The following is an 18,728-nucleotide window of genomic DNA, read 5'->3' as shown; positions in this document are numbered from 1 at the left end:
CTGTTCCAGAACACAACTACAAAGCGGGAGCATACCGAGACTCCGGTAGATGCTTCCTCGCGAGTACCGCGGCGTCGGCTTCGCCGTCGTTCTGTTCGTGCTGATCCAGCTGGGGGCGCTCGCGCTCGTGCCGGAGTTCGTCGCCAGCGGCTACGAGCCCGTCGAGAACCCGCAGGACCCGGCGAACAGCGTCGTCTACATCGGCGCCGTGCTCGGCGCGACCGTGCTCATGCTCGCCGCGTTCCGGTTCGAACTCGACTGGGCGGTCCGCCTCGTGATCGTCGCCGTCTCCGGCCTCATGGCCTGGTACGTCTTCGGCGCGCTGTTGTCGCCGACGCTCGGCGTTCTGCCGGCTGCAGCCGTCTCGCTCGCCCTGCTCGTCTATCCCGAGTGGTACGTCATCGACGCGGCCGGTATCGTGATGGGGGCTGGCGCGGCGGGGCTGTTCGGGATCTCCTTCGGCCTCCTCCCGGCACTCATCCTCCTGACCGCGCTCGCCGTCTACGACGCCATCTCGGTCTACGGCACCGAGCACATGCTCTCGCTCGCGGAGGGTGTGATGGACCTCCAGATCCCGGTCGTGCTCGTGATCCCGCTGACGGCCTCCTACTCGCTGTTCGAGGACGACTTCTCGGGGGCGGCGGACGTCCACGAGACGACGGAAGCGGAGGCCGAAACGGAGACGGAGGTGCCGACAGAGGCGGACGCGGCAGCCGAGACGGAAACGGACGCGGCAGCCGACACGGAGACGGAACCCGCGACGAGGGCGGAAGCGGAGATAACCACGCACGCGGAGGTCGAGGTAGGGGACGAGGAGCCCGACTGGGCCACCGAGCCCGAGGGCGAACCCCCCGAGGAGCCGGACCGCGACGCGTTCTTCATCGGCCTCGGCGACGCCGTCATCCCGGCGGTCCTCGTCGCCAGCGCGGTCTCCTTCTCGCCGGCGCCGACGTTCGAACTCCTGCTCGTCTCGCTCAACCTCCCGGCGGTATTCGCCATGGGCGGCACGATCGCCGGACTACTCGTGCTGATGCACTTCGTGATGAAAGGTCGCGCGCAGGCCGGGCTCCCCCTGCTCAACGGCGGGTCCATCGCGGGCTACCTGGTCGGTTCGGTCGTTGCCGGCGTTCCCCTCCTCGAAGCGGTCGGCCTCGCGAGCCTGATCTAAAGCGGAGATCCACCTCGAACGCGACGAAGCGGAAGTCGACTCGCGGTTACTCCCGACTCGCGCCTTTCCGGACTTTGACCGCGACGCCGCTGTCGAAGTCCAGCATCTCGCTGCCGGCCAGCTCCGCGCGCCCCACGGCGAACAGCTCGTCCTCGTCGTCGACGACGAGCACCTCGTCGCCCGGCCGGATCTCCTCGCCGGCGCGCTGGACGAACTTCGCGAACGTGTTCTTCCCGTCGCGCACGAACGGTTCGCTCTCCTCGCCAACGACGACCCGGTAGGCGGGCGGATCGAGGGCTTTCTTGAGCCGTCTGCCACCCGCGAGTCCGAGCGTGAACCGCCCGTCGGTGCCGTAGGAGACGAGCCGCTGCCCCTCGTCGCCGCCGGAGGGGTCGACGTCGCCGGCGAGGACCTGTCGCGGGCGGCCGCCGCTGGACCGCCGGATCGACAGCGCCTCCTCCGGGGGGAAGAGCGCGTCGCCCGCGCCCGCACCGAACTGGTAGTCGGCGCTCACCCGTAGATCCGCGAGATCTTCCGCGTCAGTCATGGATCGGGCTACCGGCGCGCCGCGGAAAGCGGTTCCGAACGCTTCGGACGCTTCGGACGCTTCGGACGCTTTCGAGTCCTCGGGTGGTCGTCACTCGGGGAGGTCGGCGATCCGCAGGCGGAGCCAGGCGAAGAGCGCGAACAGCACCGTGCCGACCACCAGGCTGAACAGCGCGACCGAGAGGAGGCTCGATCCGAGCTGTCGGCCGACGGCGACACCGAGTGCCATGCCGAAGACGAAGGGCAGTGCGAGGCGCTCGAGCAGCGCATCGACGCGGTCCGGCTCGCGTCGGCTCACAGCAGGAACGTCTCCTTGCGCTCTGCGAGGTCGATGAAGGTGTCGGCGGCCTCGACGAGCTCGTCCGCTGTCGATGATTCGAAGCCCATCGCCTCCACGCGGACGCCCTCGTGCCGGAGGTGCGAGCAGAGCCGGGCGAAGTCGCCGTCGCCGGTACAGAGCACGACGGTGTCGACGTGATTCGCGAGCGTAACCGCGTCGAGGCTCATCCCGAGGTCCCAGTCGGCCTTCTTGGTCCCGTCCGGGAAGGTCTTGATCTCCTTAATCTTCGTCTCGAAGCCGATGTCGCGCAGCGCCTCGAAGAAGCTCTCCTCCTCGGGCGAGTCGGCGCGAATGACGTACGCGATGGCGCGCGTGAGGTTCCGGTCCTGAACGGCCTTCTCCAGCAGCGCGGAGTAGTCGATGTTCTGCGAGTACATCGACTGCGCGGAGTGATAGAGGTTCTGCGAGTCCGCCAGCACGGCGACGCGCTGATTCGGATGAATCTCGGTCATATCGGAAGTTTTCGCCGGACTCGCATATAAGAACTGGATGTCGCGTGGAGAGCGGTCATCGGGCGCTCTCAGCGCGCGGTCCAGCCGCCGTCCGCGGCGAGCGTCTCGCCGGTAACGAAGCTCGCCGCGTCGCTCGCGAGGAAGACGACGGGCCCGGCGATCTCGGCCGGGTCCGCGAAGCGGTCGAGCGGCGTGCGGTCGACGATGGACTGGTGGACGTCCTCGTTCTCCTGAACCGATTCGGTGAGCTCCGTGGCGACGTAGCCCGGCGCGACGCCGTTGACGCGCACGTCCGGCGCCCAGTCGAGGGCCATGCTCTTGGTGATCCCGACCAGGCCGTGCTTCGACGCGACGTAGGGGTGCTGACGCGGGAGACCGACGAGCCCCGCGACGCTGGCGACGTTGACGACGGAACCGTTCGCTTCCGTCAGGTGCGGCGCGGCGGCTCGGACCGTCCGGAACGCGCCGCGGAGGTTGACGTCGAGGACGTCCTCGACGCCCTCCGCGCTGGCTTCGCCCGGCGTCCCGAGCGCGTGCCCGGGATTGAAGCCCGCGTTGTTGACGAGGACGTCGACGCCGCCGAACTCCTCGACGGTGTCCGCGACGAGTCGGTCGACGGCGTCGTCGTCGGTCACGTCCGCGGTGATGCCGTGAGCGTCGACGCCGATCTGGCGGGCCTCCTCCGCGACGGTCTCGACCTCGCGTTTCGTCCGTGCTGAGGGGACGACATCCGCGCCCGCTTCCGCGAGCCCGAGGGTGATCGCGCGGCCGATGCCGCGGCCGCCGCCGGTGACGATAGCTGTGCTACCGGAGAGATCTGGGAGTGTGTCGGATGGATCGTGGTCGGACATCGGTAAATGGGAACGGTGTTCGTGGAACCTTCCCGCGGATTCCACCATAAATGTGCGGGCGATTATCGTGACGGGAGTTTCAGATCGTTGCGCGACCTCAAGACTTCGTTCGCTCTGTCGCCGTCGCAGGCGACATCACTCAGCATGCGGGGAAAGCCTCCGGTGCTGAGCGGTTGCGCTTATAAATAAATCCGGCTGGCGTTGCCTGCGAGACCACTCAGCATGCCCAGAAAGCCCCAGCCGTTGAGCGGTCGCGCTGCTCGCTGCGCGCCTCACCCGGCTCTCTCGCTCCCTCCGGTCGCTCGCTCGCCGGGTTGCGGTGCTAGCGTCGCAGGGCGTCCCGCTCAGCGGCTGCCCCTTTCAGTATCGCCCACTGAGTGGTCGCCGGGGGTCGCGTGCGGCGGCTGGTGGGCTGACGTCGTACCCGGCTGTCCGGCGTGCGGTGCTGGGCGGTCGGCGCGCGCGAGCAACGCGTGCGAGGGAGGGCGGGGCGCGCCGTGGAGTGCGGTGCCGGCGCGCCCCGGCCGAGGCTGGGGTGGACTGAGGAACTGCGGTTGCTGTGCCGTCGCGGTTGCGGTGGCGGTGCTGTCGCGGTCGCGGTTGCTGTCGCGGTCCTGGCGGACTGAAAGGGCGCGGCCGGTCGCGCCGGAGGGGAGTCGCCGAGACAGGCACTATCTGCGCGGGCAGTGCGGAGAGCGCAGATATCCTGCTCAGCGACCGCGAGCGGCCGTGGGCTTTCTGGGTGTTTGCGGTGCTGTCGAGAGCAAGCCCGTATCACCTGTTTAAACCAGCTTATAAAAAGCGGTCGAGGGCTTTCCCGCTGTTGGCGTTTAGTGTAGCGGCGTCTGTACCTGAACTCTCGATTTATAAGCAAGAGCGACCAGAATCAAACTGCACCCACTCGCGGATCACAATTTCTGCCGCGAAATCCGGGAGCAGACACAACTTATAAGACTGATACCGCCGTTTCGCTATCTGTGACAGTGTCCGCGTCCACTCCCGACACGCCGACCCCCGAAGCGACGCGGTTCTTCTCGAAAAAACGCGCGTAACGAGCCCTCAGGCGGGAGTGGCGACCCCGTTCCGGGCATCTCGGCGCGCGCTCGTTCCGTTCACAACTACCACCCATCGCAGTCGACACCAGACACATGACACACACACCCTTCGAAGGCGTCTATCCGGCAATGACCACGCCGTTCACCGAGGACGGCGACATCGACCACGCACAGATGCGCGAGAACGCCCAGTACCTCGAGGCCGCGGGCGTCGACGGCGTCGTCCCCGTTGGCTCCACCGGCGAGTCGGCGACGCTCTCGCACGACGAGCACATCGACGTCATCGAGACCGTGACCTCGGCCGTCGACGACGTCCCCGTCGTCGCCGGCACCGGCTCGAACAACACCGCGGAGGCGCTCTCGCTGTCCGAGCGCGCGGCCGACGCGGGCGCGGACGGCCTCCTGCTCATCTCCCCGTACTACAATAAGCCCGAAGCGGAGGGCTTCTACGAGCACTACACAACGGTCGCCGACGCGGTCGACCTCCCGCAGATCGTTTACAACGTCCCCTCGCGCACGGGCCAGTCGATCCCCGTCGACGTCACCGCCCGACTCGCGGAACACGAGAACGTCGTCGGCTACAAGGCCGCCTCCGGCGACCTCAACCTGATCAGCGAGGTCGTCGAGCGCACGCGCGAGGAGAATTTCTCGGTCCTCTCGGGCGACGACGGCATGACGCTGCCGGTTCTCTCCGTCGGCGGCACGGGAACGATCAGCGTCACCGCGAACGTCGAGCCCGAGCGCTTCTGCGCGATGGTCGGGTCGGCGCTCGCGGGCGACTACGAGCGCGCACGCGACCTCCACCACGAGCTCGGCCCGCTGATGCGGATGCTGTTCGTCGAGACCAACCCGATCCCGGTGAAGGAGGCGATGCACATCCGCGGGATGGGCGGCCCGTCGCTCCGCTCGCCGCTGACGCGGCTCTCCGAGCAGCACCGCGAGGCCCTCGCCGACCTCCTCGCCGAGTACGAGGGCGGCGAGCCCGACCCGACGGAGGTCGCGCGATGAGCGCGAACGACCCCGGCGCCGGCGACGAGGCGAACGGGACGGACGGCGCCCAGACGACCGATAGCGCGGACACAACGGACCACGCGGACGCGACCGCCGACGGCAACACGATCGGCGACGCCGACGTCGAGGACCGCCCGGACGTGAAGACTCGTACCGAGGTCGTCCGCCTGGCGGTCACCGGCGCGGGCGGTCGCATGGGCGCGGAAGTGATCGAGGCCGCCGTCGACCGCGAGGACGTCGAAGTCGTGCTGGCGGTCAACCGCTCTGAGACGGCCGCCGTCGCCGGCGTCGAGGTCGAACTCGCCGACCACTTCGCCGACCGCCTGGCGGCCGTCGAGGCCGACGTCCTCGTCGACTTCACGGGCCCGGCGTCCGCCGTCGACTACGCCGAGATCTGCGCCGACGAGGGCGTCGCCTTCGTCACCGGAACCACCGGCTTCTCGGACGCGAAACTCGACAGCGTCCGGGACGCAAGCGACGAGGTCCCCGTCCTGAAGGCCGCCAACTTCTCGCGCGGTATCGCGGCCCTCCGGCGTGCGGTCCGCGAGGCCGTCGCAGCGGTCCCCGGCTACGACGTCGAGTTGACGGAGACCCACCACAACGGCAAACGCGACGCGCCCTCGGGCACCGCGAACACGCTGCTCGACGACGTGGAGGACGTCCGCACGGACCTCGACGAGCGCGTCCACGGCCGCGAGGGAGAAGCACCCCGAAGCGAGTCCGAGATCGGCGTTCACGCGCGCCGCGCCGGAGACGTGACCGGCGAGCACGAGGTCCTGCTCGCGGGCAACGACGAAGTGCTGGAGCTGACCCATCGCGCTGGCGACCGCGGCGTGTTCGCCGCCGGCGCGCTCGACGCCGCCGTCTGGCTGACCGGGCGCGAGCCGGGCTGGTACGGGTTCGACGACGTCGTCGACTCGTGAGCGACGATGCTCGACCGCTCGCCCGGCCCGCGCGCCGGCCCGCCAGCCGGCCGCAACACGTGACCGCATCGACGGGTAAAAACGCCGCCTCTCCACACACGTACACATGACACTCGAAGCCGACGTATCCGACCTCTGGCATCGCTATCAGAACGGCCTCACGGCCGACGAAACCACCGCCGACGACGAGGCCGTCCTCGACGCCTTCCTCGAGGCGATCGAGGCCGGCGACGTCCGCGCCGCGGAGAAGACCGGCGACGACGTCACCTCCTGGGAGGCCAACGAGTGGGTGAAGGAGGGCATCCTGCTCAACTTTGGCCTTCGGCAGACCGAAGCCCGCGAGTACGGCGACGTCACCTACTACGACGTCCTCCCCCTGCGCCAGACCGAGGACCTCGGCGAACGCGGCACGCGAAACACGCCAGACGGGACGACGATCCGCCGCGGCGCGTACCTCGGCAGCGACTGTATCATGATGAGCCCCTCGTTCGTCAACGTCGGCGCGTACGTGGGCGACGGGACGCTCGTCGACTCCTGTGACACGGTCGGCTCCTGCGCGCAGCTCGGCGAGAACGTCAAGCTCGGCGCCAACACGCTCATCGGCGGCGTGCTCGAGCCGGTCGAGGATGCACCGGTCATCATCGAGGACGGCGTCTCCCTCGGCGCGGGCTGCCGGGTCACCTCCGGCTTCCGCGTCGGCGAGAACTCCGTCGTCGGGGAGAACACGCTCCTGACGCCGCGCATCCCAGTCTACGACCTCGTCGACGAGGAGGTCTACTACGGCCACCTGCCGAGCGACCGTCGCGCGTTCACGCGGATGGTCGAGTCCTCGGTCGGCGACCACGACCTCATCGAGGGCGGCGCGTACAAGCCCGCGGTCGTCGCGACCCACGTCGAGGAGGAGACGCTCGAGGCGACCCAGCGCGAGGACGCGCTCCGGGAATGAGCGACCCGACCTCCGAGGCGGCATCGACAGCGACCGACGAGAATCCGTCCGTTCGCCGGCTCGCGGACTGGGACGCAGACCGCCTCCAGGCGCTCGCGAGCGAGCACGACACGCCGCTGTACGTCGTCGACCTGGACCGGGTCCGCGAGAACTGCGCGCGACTCCGCGACGCGTTCCCGGACGCCGACGTGCGCTACGCGGTGAAGGCCCACACGGGCCAGGCGGTCCTCGAGACCGTCCGCGAGGCCGGCCTCGACGCCGAGTGCGCCTCCGCGGGCGAGCTCGACCGCGTGCTCGCGGCGGGCTTCCCGGGCGACCGCGTCCACTACACCGCGGTGAACCCCCCGGCGCGGGACCTCGATTACGCCGTCTCGGCCTGGAACGAGGAACCCGGCCTCACCATCACCGTCGGCGCCGCCGACACGCTCGACCGGCTCGCGGAGCGCGGCTACGACGGGCGCGTCTGCGTCCGGGTCAATCCCGGCGTCGGCGCCGGCCACCACGAGAAGGTGCGGACGGGCGCGGACGTGAAGTTCGGCGTCCCCTACGACCGCGCGGCACAGGTTGTCCGCGAGGCCGACGAGCGCTTCGACGTCGTCGGCATCCACGCCCACGCCGGTTCCGGTATCGACGCGGGACAGCTCGACAGCCACCGCGAGCTCGTCTCGCGGATGGGCGAGCTCGCGCGCTCGCTCGCGACGCCGGACGAGGCGGGGGACGCGACCGGGGCCGACCCGGTCGACCTCGAGTACGTCGACGTCGGCGGCGGCTTCGGCGTGCCGTACGAGGAGGACGCGCCGCCACTCGACCTGCAGGACGTCGCCGAGGCGACGCGCTCGGCGCTCGGACGGGTTCCGCGTGCCGACACGGCTGCCGACGCTGATGCCGACGGCGCCCCCACGGAAGCCACGCTCGCCGTCGAACCCGGCCGCTACGTCGTCGCCGACGCCGGCGTTCTGTTGACGACGGTCAACACCACGAAGCCGACCGCCGAGGAGACCGTCGTCGGCGTCGACGCCGGGATGACGGACCTGCTCCGGCCCGCGATGTACGACGCCTACCACCCGATCCGGAACCTCTCGGGCGGTGACCGCGAGGAAACCCCTGTCACAGTCGCAGGACCTATCTGTGAGAGCGCCGATGTCTTTGGTACGAAGCGACCGCTCGCGCAGCCCGAGCGCGGGGACCTCCTCGCCATCGGGATCGCGGGCGCCTACGGATACGAAATGGCCTCACAGTACAACTCGCGTCCACGACCCGCGGAAGTCGCCCTCGAGGACGGCGACGCCCGGGTCGTCCGACGCCGCGAGACCCTCGACGACCTCACCCGGGTGGAACGATGAGCCAGCGCTCCATCGTCCCGTTTGCGAAGTACCACGGGACGGGCAACGACTTCTTCATCGTCGACGCGAACGCGCCGCTACGGAACCGCCGCGCGTTCGCCCGCAGGCACTGCGACCGCGACACGGGCACCGTCGTCGACGGTCGACGCGGCGCCGACGGCGTCCTCTTCCTCGACATCGAGTCGACCGGGGAGCCGACGCGCGTGAACATGACGCTCGTCCAGCCGGACGGCTCCACGGCCGCGATGTGCGGCAACGGCGCGCGCTGCGTCGCCGCCTGGGCTCACGAACGCACCGGGGAAACGGAGTTCATGATCGACACGCAGGCGGGCACGCGTCACGCGACGATCGAACCTGTCGAGGGCGAAGACGGCGACGCCGACGCCACCGACGCTGCCGACGCTGACAAAGACCGCTACCACGTCGAGATCGAGATGGGCGAACCGGCGTTCGACCCCGCCCGCGTCCCCGTCGAGAGCGACGAGGGGTTCGTCGAGCGCGACCTCGGCGGCTTCACCGTCACCGCGGTCAACACCGGCGTGCCCCACGCCGTCGCGTTCGTCGACGACGTGGACGCCGTCGACGTCGACGACGCCGCCGAGCCGATCCGGCACGCCGACGTGTTCCCGGAGGGCGCGAACGTCAACTTCGCGAGCCGCGCCGAGACGGCGGGAACGACGGACGTCCCGACCTTCGACCAGCGCACGTACGAGCGTGGGGTCGAGGGCGAGACGCGCTCCTGCGGCACCGGCGCCGTCGCCGTCGCCGCCGTCGCGTCCCACCTGGGACTCGTCGACGATGAAACGGTCCGCACGCGACCGCCGGGCGGGGAGCTCGAAACGACGGTTCCGGAGACGGGGCCCGCGACGCTCGCCGGCCCGGTCGTCCGCGACGGAGCCGGTGAATTCGATGCTGGCAACCGATGAGCGAGGAACCCCCTGCCACGACTCCGGAGGACCGAGATTCCGACGACCGCAATCCCGAGGACCGCGACCCCGGGGACCCGCCGCTCTCGGGCGACGCGTTCGATCCGATCGCCTTTCTCGAATCCATCGTCCGGATCCCCTCACACGACGGCGTCACCGACGCCCGCGACTTCCTCGTGGCGACGCTGGGCGACTTCGGTATCGACGCGACTGTCGACGACGCGGGCAACGTGATTGCGACGAAATCGTCGCCGGACCCCGACGCGGGCCCGCACGTCGTCCTGAACACACACGTCGACACCGTCTCGCCGCACGTCGCCTTCGAGCGCGACGCGGACGCGACCGTCGCCGGCGAGTCCGGCGTCGACGTGATCCGTGGGCGCGGTTCCTGTGACGCGAAGGCGCAGATCGCGACGCTCGTCGCGGCGTTCCTCCGCACTGAGCCCGAGTGGGGCAAACTCTCGCTGGCGATCACGCCGGACGAGGAGACGCTCTCGCTCGGCGCCGCGGCGCTGACCGGGCAGCTCCCGGACACCGCGCCCTCGCTCGACGGCGACTGCTACGTCGTCGGCGAGCCGACCGGTCTCGACGTCTGCTCGGCCGCGAAGGGGCGCTTCGAGGGGACGGTCCACCTCTCCGGTGTCACCGCGCACGCCGCGGAGGAGGCCGGCGTCAACGCCATCGCGGCCGCGGAGGACGCCCTGGCCGCGATCCGGACGTTCGACGCCGACGCGACCCCCCACGACCAGCTCGGCGCCCCGAAGCTCACGCCGACCGTCGTCGAGGGCGGCGGCGCGACGAACCAGGTCCCGGCCGACTGCGCCATCACGGTCGACCGCCGGAGCGTGCCACCGGAGACAGCCGACGAGTTCGGGGAGGACCTGGAGGCAGCCGTCTCCAACGCCGTCGCCGACGACGTCGGCGTCGCGTTCGCGTTCACCGAGCGCGAGTCGCCGTTCCTCGAGGCGTTCGCGACCGAGCCGACCCACGAGCTCGTCGAGGTCGTCGCCGACGCTGCGGAGGCGGCGAGGGAGACGACGGCGCCGGACGCGGCAGCCGACCGCGGCGGCGACGTTCGCCCCTTCTCCGCCGCGACGGAAGCGAGCTACTTCGCCCCGGCCCCGACCGTCGTGTTCGGCCCAGGCGACCTCGCCGACGACGAGGGCGCCGTCGCGCACTCGGAGCGCGAGTACGTCCGCGTACGCGAGGTCGAGTGGGCCGCTGACGCCGCGACGCGGGCCCTTCGAGAGCTGCTTTCCTGAAATTTCATGACCGAGGACTCCTCCAACTCCCCCAATCCAGAGGACGTCACCGTCGCGACCGTCCAGTTCGCGCCGGAGTTCGGGAACGTCGGGGCCAACCGCGAGCGGACGGTTGCAGCGATTCACGACGCCGCCGGCGACGGCGGCGATGCCGACGATCGTGGCGACGTCGACCTCGTCGTCCTCCCCGAGCTCGTCACCAGCGGCTACGTCTTCGAGTCCCACGAGGAGGTCCGCGAGCTCTCGGAACCGCGTGATGGCCCGTCCATAGAGGCGTGGACCGATGCCGCGGCGGCCACGGGCGCGTGGGTCGTCGGCGGGTTTCCGGAACTCGGCAGCGACGGCACGCGCTACAACTCTGCCGCAGTCGTCTCCCCCGACGGGCTCGAGGGTGTCTACCGGAAGACGCACCTCTGGAACGAAGAGAAACGGTGGTTCGAGCCCGGCGACGAGCTGCCCGTCTTCGACGCGCCCTTCGGCCGGCTGGGCGTGCAGATCTGCAACGACGTCTGGTTCCCCGGTGCGACGACGACGCAGGCGCGCGCCGGCGCCGACCTGATCGCGCTCCCGACGAACTGGCCGACCGTCGAGGGGGAGGAGCGACCGGGGGGCTGGACGCGCGGCGCGCACCTCGCCGTCGCCCGCGCGAGCTCGCACCGGGTCGGGCTCGCCTGCGCGGACCGGACCGGGACCGAGCGCGGCACGACTTTCGAGGGCCAGAGCCTCGTCGTCGACGCCGACGCGATGGTTTCCGCGGGGCCGGCCCCGGTCGACCGCGACGCGACCCTCACCGGGACCGTCGACGTCAACGTCGCGCGCGAGAAGGCCTTTACCGAGTACGACGACGCGCTCGGCGACCGGCGGCCCGCTATCTACGACCTCGAGTGAGGTCGCTGGGGGCTTTTCCCGTAGCCGCCCGTTCTCCCGGACGTGTTCCGCGACTGCTCACGGTCGATCGAGTCGGGCATGCCGACGTACCCCGGCGACCCCGAGGTGTCGGTGTCGGCGCACGCAACCCACGAGAGCGACGGCTACTCGGTGCAGGCGCTCCGCTGCGGGAGTCACACCGGGACCCACGTCGACGCGCCCCGGCACACCGAACCCGACGGCGAGACGCTCGACGAGCGCGACGTGGACGAGTGGGTGTTCGAAGCCCGACTCGTCGACCTCGCGCCGTGTGATCCGCGAGAAGCGATCGATTCGGATGCGTTTCCGTCCGGGCTCGGCTCGGACGGTGACCGCGACGTCGACCTCCTCGTGCTCCGCACCGGGTGGGAGGACCACTGGAACGAGCCGCGCTACCGCGACCACCCGTATCTGACTCGGGCATTCGCGGCGCGCTGTCGCGAGGCGGGCGTCGGCGTGGGGCTCGACACGTTCGGTCCGGACCCGACGCCCAGCGTGAGTGGAACTTCGGTCGAACCGGCTGCCGACGAGCCGACCGGCGTTCCGACGCACCACGAGCTGCTCGGTGCCGGGCTTCCCATCGTCGAGAACCTGCGGAATCTCGCGTCGCTGCCGGAGCGGTTCACGCTGTACGCGTTTCCGCTTCCGGTCCGCGAGGGCGACGGCGCGCCCGTCAGGGCGGTCGCCGAGTGGGAGTAGCGGCCCGGCAGACCTGTCGCTTCGAGCAGTTGCCGAAACAGGGTGCCATCCCGAGGTATTGCAGATTTGCTATCGTGGTATGCGATTTATCGCGTCCGGCTGACTCGACGGCGATGCTTCTGAAGGGATTGAGAAGACGACGCGAGAACGGCCTACCGATGGGCTACTCCACCGAATCCGCCAGCTCGTCGGCGACGCCGGTGTACCCCGTCGGCGTCAGCGCCTTCAGCTCCGCGCGGACGTCCTCGCTCACGTCGAGGTCGTCGAAGAGAGCCTGGAAGTCCGCGAGCGTGACCTCGCGGCCGCGAGTGAGCTCCTTGACGCGCTCGTAGGCGTCGGTGTCGCCCTCGCGGCGGAGGATCGTCTGGACGGCCTCGCCGATGATCTCCGGGGTCGCCTCCAGCTCCTCGCGCATCACCTGCTCGTTGGGCACGATCTTCCCGAGCCCGCTTTCGGTCTTCGAGTAGCCGATGAGGCAGTGGGCGAACGCGGCGCCGATGTTCCGTTTGACGGTCGAATCCGAGAGGTCGCGCTGGAGCCGGGAGGTCGTCACGTAGTCAGCGAGGAACGTCAGGTCGCTGTTCGCCTTCGAGAGGTTGCCCTCGCTGTTCTCGAAGTCGATCGGGTTCACCTTGTGCGGCATCGTCGAGGATCCCGTCTCGCCCTCGACGGTGCGCTGGCCGAGGTAGCGGTCGGAGACGTACAGCCAGATATCGCGGTCGAGGTCGAGCAGGACGTTGTTGACGCCGCGGAGCGCGTCGAAGACGGCCGCGAGGTCGTCACAGGGGTTCACCTGCGTCGTCAGCGGTTCGTGTTCGAAGCCGAGATTCCGGACGAACGACGCCGAGAACGCCTCCCAGTCGACGTCCGGGTACGCGGCGTCGTGGGCGGCGTAGGTCCCGGAGGCACCGGCGAGCTTCCCGGAGACGTCGTCGGTCGCGTCCGCGAGGCGTCCGAGCGCGTGTCCGAGCCTCGAGGCGTACACAGCCATCTCCTTGCCGAACGTGGTGGGTGTCGCGGGCTGACCGTGGGTCCGAGCGAGCATCGGCACGTCGCCGTAGTCGTGCGCGAGGTCGACGAGCGCGTCCCGGACTTCCCGGATGGCGGGCACGAGCACCGATTCGACGGCCGGCTTGACGAGCAGGCGCTGCGCGAGGTTGTTCACGTCCTCGCTGGTGAGCCCGAAGTGGATCCACGGGTAGATGGCTTCGGCGTCCGCGACGACGCCGGCGGCCTCGGCCTCGTCAAGGCGGATCCGGAGGAAGTACTCGACCGCCTTCACGTCGTGGTTCGTCGCGCTGTACCCCTCGGCACCGCGGACTTCCAGGTCCTTGATGAGCTGGGCGTCCTCGCCGTCGAACTCCTCGTAGAGTCCGCGGAGTGCGGCCCGCGCGTCGGCCTCGAGGACGAGCGGCGCCGCGTCGAGATCGGCCAGTGCGATGAGGTACTCGACCTCCACGCGAGTGCGCGCTTGCATGAGCGCGGCCTCGCTCGCGTACGGAACCAGCGGGGTCGTGCGGCCGGCGTAGCGGCCGTCGAGCGGCGAGACGGCCGAGAGCGGGTCGCTTCGGGGGAGATCGGCGAACTCGACAGCGTCGCCCGCGCCGCCGGCGTCGGTATCCGTGTCGGTGTCGGCGTTGGCGTCGTTCGGCTCTGTCATGGTCGAGTGTCCCCACGGACGGCGCAAAAGCGTGTCGATGGTGAAACACACGTTTGTGGGTATGTTGTCCGCATCTTTGGGAGTACAGTGTAGTTGTTATACGCGTACGTGTGTATTTACCCGGCTTCGACCGCAATCCCTATCACCGGCGCGCCGGATCGATGCAATATGAAGATCGCCGGTCTGGCCAGCAACCGCGGACGGAACCTGCTTCACCTCGACGACGTCGCGCCCGGCGGCGCCGAGCTGTCGGTCGTGCTGTCGAACAATGACGGCGCGCCCGTGCTCGAGAGCGCCTCCGAGCGCGGGATCGCGACGGAGGTCGTCGAGCGCGAGGCGGGCGAATCGCGCGAGGCCCACGAACGACGGATCCTCGACCGCCTCGACGGCTACCACTTCGACGTCGTCTGTCTGGACGGCTACATGCGCGTCCTCACGGACGAGTTCCTCGACGACGCGCCGACGACGCTGAACGTCCACCCCTCGCTCCTGCCGGCGTTCCCCGGTACCGACGCCCACGAGCAGGTCCTGGAGTCCGGTGCTCGAACCTCCGGCTGCACGGTCCACGTCGTCACCGAGGAGGTCGACGGCGGGCCCATCGTCACCCAGGAGCCCGTGCCGGTGTACGAGGACGACGACGTGGACGCGTTAAAGGAAAGAGTGCTATACGAAGCGGAGTTCACCGCCTACCCGCGGGCCGTGCGCTGGTTCGCCGAGGACCGCGTGACGGTCGAGGACGCGACGGTGACCGTCGAGGGGGACACTGGTGGCGCGTTCCCGCAGCGCCGGTATACGTCCGAGGACCGCGCCGAGGAGCTTCGCTACGGCGAGAACCCGCACCAGGACGCCGCGCTCTACGCCGACCCAAGCTGCGAGGAGGCGACCGTCGTCGACGCGCCCCAGCTGAACGAGGGCGCGAAGGGCATGGGCTACAACAACTACAACGACGCGGACGCCGCGCTCGGGCTCGTCAAGGAGTTCGACGACCCGGCGGCGGCCGTTATCAAGCACACGAACCCCGCGGGCTGCGCCGTTGGTGACTCGCTCGCGGACGCGTACGACCGCGCGCTCCGCACCGACGCGAAGAGCGCCTTCGGCGGCATCGTCGCCCTGAACCGCACCTGCGACGTCGACACCGCCGAGTCGATCACGGAGTCGTTCAAGGAGGTCGTCGTCGCGCCCGGCTACACCGACGCCGCGCTCGACGTGCTCCGCGAGAAGAGCAACCTCCGCGTCCTCGACGTCGGCCCGCTCGGCGAGGGCGACGAGCGATTCACCGAGAAGCACACGGAGAAGCCCATCGTCGGCGGGCGGCTCGTCCAGGAGCGGGACCTCCAGTCACCGACCGCCGACGACCTCGAGGTCGTCACCGAGCGCGAGCCGACCGACGCGGAGCTCGAGACGATGGTCTTCTCCTGGAAGACGCTCAAGCACGTGAAGTCCAACGGGATCCTCTTCGCGACGGGCACCGAAACCGTCGGCGTCGGCATGGGGCAGGTCTCCCGCGTCGACGCGGTCACGCTCGCCGCAATGAAGGCCGAGAAGGACGCCGAGGGCAAGTCCGCGGAGGGCGCCGTGATGGCCTCGGACGCCTTCTTCCCGTTCCCGGACGCCATCGAGGAGGCCGCGGAGGCCGGCATCGAGGCAGTCATCCAGCCCGGCGGCTCCGTGAACGACGAGGACGTCATCGAGGCCGCGAACGAGCACGACATGGCGATGGTGTTCACCGGCGACCGCGCGTTCAGGCACGACTGATTGCGATTTTGGTGCCGGGTTTCCGTCTGTCTTTGTAGCGGTTCTTCCGTTTCGTAACCTGGTTACGTGTTAGAATACTCGTCGGACCGCTACTCCCAGGCCGATTCTGGGTCGCGCTTATAAACAGAGTCGGCCGTCGTCGCTGGCGACACCACTCGGGACACCCAGAAAGCCCCAGCCGTTGAGCGGTCGCGCTGCTCGCTGCGCGCTCGACAGCTCACTCGCTCCCTTCGGTCGCTCGTTCGCTGGCTCGGTGCTTACGTCGCAGGGCGTCCCGCTCAGCGGCTGCCCCTTTCAGTCCCACCCAGGAGTGGTGGCCGGGCGTCGTTCGCGGCGGCTGTCGGGTGGTCGCGGCGCGGTTGCGGTGGCGCGGGCGAGTAACGCGTGCGAGGGAGGCCGGCGCCGAGGCGGTGCGGTTCCGGCGCCGGCCGAGGCTGGGGAGGGCTGAGGTTTGCGGTAGCCGTGCGGTGCTGTCTCTATCGCGGTGCTGTCGCGGTCCTGGCGGACTGAAAGGGCGCGGCCGCGAGCGGCCGAGGGCTTTCTGGGCGTTTGCGGTGCTGTCGAGTGTACCAGCGTCTGCACCTGTGCATCCAGTTTATAAGCAAGAGCGGCCGTGGGCTTTCTGGGTGTTTGCGGTGCTGTCGAGGGTAAGACCGTATCACCTGTTTAAATAGCTTATAAAGAATGATCGAGGGCTTACCGCGAGTTCGCGATGCTGTCAAGCACAGCAGCGCCCGTCTCCTCATGGTGCTCCACAAACTGAATTGCGATATACGGAATAACGGGAAGTCGACGACCCCCGGCGATGGCCCGCGATGGACCGAACGTGTCTTCTTTTAAGTACTAATCGCCAGATGACCAGGATATTACGCGCTCTACTCTGGAGGCTTCGACGACGTAAAGATCGAGATCGTCGCCCCGGGGTAAGCCCGGCCACGCTACCTCCCCATCTACCCGCCATCCTCGTCCTTCGCTTCCCGGACGTACTCGGGCAGGAACACAAGAGTTGTATTCCCTCGAAAGGACCCACGGGTAATGTCGCAGTCGGGGCCCTCCCTCCCGGATCGACTCTCCGCCGACCAGCGGACGCTCCTCGCACTGGTCGGCGTCACCGTCCTCGCGCTCGCCCTCCGGCTCGTCGAGCTGGGCGAACGCATCTTCCACTGGGACGAGGGCCGCGTCGGGTACTGGGCGGTGCGGTACGCCAAGACCGGCCACATGGAGTTCGCGCCGATCATCCACGGCCCGTTCCTCCGCGTCGTCAACGGGCCGGTGTTCAACCTCCTCGGCGCGACCGACTTCACCGCGCGGCTGGTCGTCGCGCTGACCGGCGGGCTGCTCCCGCTCGCCGTCTGGCTGTTTCGCGAACACCTCGACCGGGGCGAACTCGTCGCGCTCGCGACGCTGCTCGCCGTCAACCCCCTGCTGGTCTACTACTCGCGGTTCATGCGCAACGACGTGCTGGTGGGCGCCTACGCCGTCGTCGCGCTCGGGTTCGCCGTCCGGACCATCGACACGCGCCGGGTGTGGTACCTCTACCCCGGTGCCGCGTTCCTGGCGCTGTCGCTGGCGACGAAGGCGAACACGATCCTCTACGTGCTCTGCTTCCTCGGGGCCGGCGCGCTTGTCACCGACCACGGACTCGTTCGCGCGACGCACGGGGGCGCGAGCGTCCGCGAGACGGTGTGGTCGTGGTGGGCCGGCCTGAAGCGCGCGGTCGCGGATGCAGCCGGCGCGCAGCACCCGGTGGCGGCCCGCCACCCGCTCGCGTTCGTCGCCGTCCACGTCGTCGGGGTCGCCCTCACCTTCCTCGCCGTAACCGTCTTCTTCTACGCGCCCCGCCCGGAGCTCTCGCAGGCGCTGGCGTCGCCCGGCCAGTGGTCGGGCGTCCTCCACGCGGCGACCATCGGCGCCGCGGAGGAGCTCGGGAACCTCTGGCTCTCCGGCGAGATGCAGGAGAACCCGTACCTGACCTACCTCTTCCACGAGATCACGACGTTGACGCACGGCGCCGCGGTCGCCATCGTCTTCGCGCTCGTCGGCTTCGTCGTCGACGGGTACGGTCGCTCGGGCGAGGGTACTCCCGCCGGGCGAAACCGGGCGTTCGTCGCGTTCGCGACGTACTGGGCGCTCGCGAGCCTGGTCGGCTACCCGGCGGCGACCGACATCAACGCGCCGTGGTCGGGCGTCCACATCGTGCTCCCGCTGACGGTGCCCGCGGCGGTCGGGCTGACGTACGTCGTCCGCGAGGGGCGGGCCGCGCTCGACGCCGCCGACCGGGAGACCGCCGCGCTCGCGGCGCTGGTGCTGCTGGTCGCGACGACCGGCGTCGTCGCGCCGAACGCCGCCTACTGGAACTCGACGAACCCGGACCACGAGGCGATGATCCAGTGGGCCCAGCCGCACAACGAGGCGAAGGACACGATCACCGACATCGAGGCGATCGCGGCCAACCACGACGACGGCGTCGACGTGCTGTTCGTCGGCAGCGACACGAGCACGCGCGAGAACGCGTTCTACCTGAGCAACGAGTCCCTCGCCGACCGCCAGCCGGCCGCGGGCGGCTGGTACGACCGGCTTCCCCTCCCGTGGTACCTCGAACGCGCGAACGCGAACGTGAGCAGCGTCTCCGCCACCAGCAACATGCGGACGGCCCTCGACGACGCACCGCCCGTCGTCATCGTCGTTACCTCGAACCGGGAGAAGGTCGACCCGCACCTGGAGGGGTACGAAGCCCGGTCCCACCAGCTCCGCCAGTGGGGCTTCGAGGTCACCTTCTACCTCGAGAAGTCCGAACTGCAGGCCGTCTCCGACGACTCCTGAGAGGCTTGGGGCAGTCAGGTTCGGCGGCGAGCCGGCCGGTCCGCTCTGGATTCACGACGTCG

At 69.5% G+C, this 18,728-nt stretch carries 16 protein-coding genes; 11 read left to right on the top strand and 5 right to left on the bottom strand.

What is annotated here, in order from left to right:
- The first annotated feature begins 49 nt into the window (after positions 1-49).
- The gene (locus tag ACQE3M_RS08410; protein ID WP_430505146.1) at positions 50-1,168 is read left to right on the top strand and encodes a presenilin family intramembrane aspartyl protease PSH; all 1,119 of its coding nucleotides are present in this window, start codon (positions 50-52) and stop codon (positions 1,166-1,168) included.
- A 46-nt stretch (positions 1,169-1,214) separates the two neighbouring features.
- On the opposite strand, the gene ACQE3M_RS08405 is transcribed toward ACQE3M_RS08410, so the two are convergent.
- The 4 genes from ACQE3M_RS08405 to ACQE3M_RS08390 form a co-directional block, all read right to left on the bottom strand.
- A complete protein-coding gene (locus ACQE3M_RS08405; RefSeq protein WP_430505145.1) occupies positions 1,215-1,715 on the bottom strand; it encodes a PUA domain-containing protein in 501 nt (166 codons plus the stop codon).
- Between the two features lie 90 nt (positions 1,716-1,805).
- Entirely contained in the window at positions 1,806-2,012 is a 207-nt protein-coding gene (locus tag ACQE3M_RS08400; protein ID WP_430505144.1) for a hypothetical protein, read from the bottom strand.
- Positions 2,009-2,506, bottom strand: a complete 498-nt coding sequence (locus ACQE3M_RS08395) for a LabA-like NYN domain-containing protein (protein WP_430505143.1) — start codon at positions 2,504-2,506, stop codon at positions 2,009-2,011. Before ACQE3M_RS08395 ends, ACQE3M_RS08400 begins: the two co-directional genes overlap by 4 nt.
- Positions 2,507-2,574: 68 nt before the next feature.
- Positions 2,575-3,357 carry an SDR family NAD(P)-dependent oxidoreductase gene (locus ACQE3M_RS08390; RefSeq protein WP_430505142.1) on the bottom strand — a complete coding sequence of 261 codons (783 nt, stop codon included), beginning with the start codon at positions 3,355-3,357 and terminating at the stop codon, positions 2,575-2,577.
- A gap of 1,148 nt (positions 3,358-4,505) precedes the next feature.
- Between ACQE3M_RS08390 and dapA the strand changes: the two genes are divergently transcribed.
- The 8 genes from dapA (at position 4,506) to ACQE3M_RS08350 (ending at position 12,428) form a co-directional block, all read left to right on the top strand.
- Positions 4,506-5,420, top strand: a complete 915-nt coding sequence (gene dapA / locus ACQE3M_RS08385; RefSeq protein WP_430505141.1) for a 4-hydroxy-tetrahydrodipicolinate synthase — start codon at positions 4,506-4,508, stop codon at positions 5,418-5,420.
- A complete protein-coding gene (dapB, locus tag ACQE3M_RS08380) occupies positions 5,417-6,346 on the top strand; it encodes a 4-hydroxy-tetrahydrodipicolinate reductase (RefSeq protein ID WP_430505140.1) in 930 nt (309 codons plus the stop codon). The genes dapA and dapB overlap by 4 nt, the downstream gene beginning before the upstream one ends.
- A 106-nt stretch (positions 6,347-6,452) precedes the next feature.
- The gene (locus ACQE3M_RS08375; RefSeq protein WP_430505139.1) at positions 6,453-7,292 is read left to right on the top strand and encodes a 2,3,4,5-tetrahydropyridine-2,6-dicarboxylate N-succinyltransferase; all 840 of its coding nucleotides are present in this window, start codon (positions 6,453-6,455) and stop codon (positions 7,290-7,292) included.
- Positions 7,289-8,635, top strand: coding sequence for a diaminopimelate decarboxylase (gene lysA / locus ACQE3M_RS08370; protein ID WP_430505138.1), 1,347 nt, complete (start codon positions 7,289-7,291; stop codon positions 8,633-8,635). The genes ACQE3M_RS08375 and lysA overlap by 4 nt, the downstream gene beginning before the upstream one ends.
- The gene (dapF, locus tag ACQE3M_RS08365) at positions 8,632-9,561 is read left to right on the top strand and encodes a diaminopimelate epimerase (protein ID WP_430505137.1); all 930 of its coding nucleotides are present in this window, start codon (positions 8,632-8,634) and stop codon (positions 9,559-9,561) included. Before lysA ends, dapF begins: the two co-directional genes overlap by 4 nt.
- Positions 9,558-10,823 carry a M20/M25/M40 family metallo-hydrolase gene (locus tag ACQE3M_RS08360; RefSeq protein WP_430505136.1) on the top strand — a complete coding sequence of 422 codons (1,266 nt, stop codon included), beginning with the start codon at positions 9,558-9,560 and terminating at the stop codon, positions 10,821-10,823. The genes dapF and ACQE3M_RS08360 overlap by 4 nt, the downstream gene beginning before the upstream one ends.
- 6 nt (positions 10,824-10,829) lie before the next feature.
- Positions 10,830-11,711, top strand: a complete 882-nt coding sequence (locus ACQE3M_RS08355; RefSeq protein ID WP_430505135.1) for a nitrilase-related carbon-nitrogen hydrolase — start codon at positions 10,830-10,832, stop codon at positions 11,709-11,711.
- A gap of 42 nt (positions 11,712-11,753) precedes the next feature.
- Positions 11,754-12,428, top strand: a complete 675-nt coding sequence (locus ACQE3M_RS08350) for a cyclase family protein (RefSeq protein ID WP_430505134.1) — start codon at positions 11,754-11,756, stop codon at positions 12,426-12,428.
- A gap of 163 nt (positions 12,429-12,591) precedes the next feature.
- On the opposite strand, the gene purB is transcribed toward ACQE3M_RS08350, so the two are convergent.
- Positions 12,592-14,088 carry an adenylosuccinate lyase gene (gene purB / locus ACQE3M_RS08345; RefSeq protein WP_430505133.1) on the bottom strand — a complete coding sequence of 499 codons (1,497 nt, stop codon included), beginning with the start codon at positions 14,086-14,088 and terminating at the stop codon, positions 12,592-12,594.
- 168 nt (positions 14,089-14,256) lie between these two features.
- On the opposite strand from purB, the gene purH reads away from it, so the two are divergent.
- Positions 14,257-15,843, top strand: a complete 1,587-nt coding sequence (gene purH, locus ACQE3M_RS08340) for a bifunctional phosphoribosylaminoimidazolecarboxamide formyltransferase/IMP cyclohydrolase (protein WP_430505132.1) — start codon at positions 14,257-14,259, stop codon at positions 15,841-15,843.
- 1,035 nt (positions 15,844-16,878) lie between these two features.
- Complete coding sequence (locus ACQE3M_RS08335) at positions 16,879-18,666, top strand: flippase activity-associated protein Agl23 (protein WP_430505131.1); 1,788 nt, start codon at positions 16,879-16,881, stop codon at positions 18,664-18,666.
- The last annotated feature ends 62 nt before the right edge of the window (positions 18,667-18,728 follow it).

Origin of the sequence: Halosubterraneus shenae, assembly GCF_050510935.1 — an archaeon.
GTDB lineage: Archaea > Halobacteriota > Halobacteria > Halobacteriales > Haloferacaceae > JBDGPU01.
Note: the sequence above shows the minus strand (reverse complement) of the source record. Positions and strands in the feature narration are given on the sequence as shown.

Coding starts and splice junctions, on each gene's coding strand:
- purH (WP_430505132.1), top strand. CDS start 14,257: ATGAAGATCGCCGGTCTGGCCAGCAACCGCGGACGGAACCTGCTTCAC.
- ACQE3M_RS08405 (WP_430505145.1), bottom strand. CDS start 1,715: ATGACTGACGCGGAAGATCTCGCGGATCTACGGGTGAGCGCCGACTAC.
- purB (WP_430505133.1), bottom strand. CDS start 14,088: ATGACAGAGCCGAACGACGCCAACGCCGACACCGACACGGATACCGAC.
- ACQE3M_RS08410 (WP_430505146.1), top strand. CDS start 50: ATGCTTCCTCGCGAGTACCGCGGCGTCGGCTTCGCCGTCGTTCTGTTC.
- ACQE3M_RS08360 (WP_430505136.1), top strand. CDS start 9,558: ATGAGCGAGGAACCCCCTGCCACGACTCCGGAGGACCGAGATTCCGAC.
- ACQE3M_RS08395 (WP_430505143.1), bottom strand. CDS start 2,506: ATGACCGAGATTCATCCGAATCAGCGCGTCGCCGTGCTGGCGGACTCG.
- dapF (WP_430505137.1), top strand. CDS start 8,632: ATGAGCCAGCGCTCCATCGTCCCGTTTGCGAAGTACCACGGGACGGGC.
- ACQE3M_RS08375 (WP_430505139.1), top strand. CDS start 6,453: ATGACACTCGAAGCCGACGTATCCGACCTCTGGCATCGCTATCAGAAC.
- ACQE3M_RS08335 (WP_430505131.1), top strand. CDS start 16,879: ATGTCGCAGTCGGGGCCCTCCCTCCCGGATCGACTCTCCGCCGACCAG.
- ACQE3M_RS08390 (WP_430505142.1), bottom strand. CDS start 3,357: ATGTCCGACCACGATCCATCCGACACACTCCCAGATCTCTCCGGTAGC.
- lysA (WP_430505138.1), top strand. CDS start 7,289: ATGAGCGACCCGACCTCCGAGGCGGCATCGACAGCGACCGACGAGAAT.
- dapA (WP_430505141.1), top strand. CDS start 4,506: ATGACACACACACCCTTCGAAGGCGTCTATCCGGCAATGACCACGCCG.
- dapB (WP_430505140.1), top strand. CDS start 5,417: ATGAGCGCGAACGACCCCGGCGCCGGCGACGAGGCGAACGGGACGGAC.
- ACQE3M_RS08355 (WP_430505135.1), top strand. CDS start 10,830: ATGACCGAGGACTCCTCCAACTCCCCCAATCCAGAGGACGTCACCGTC.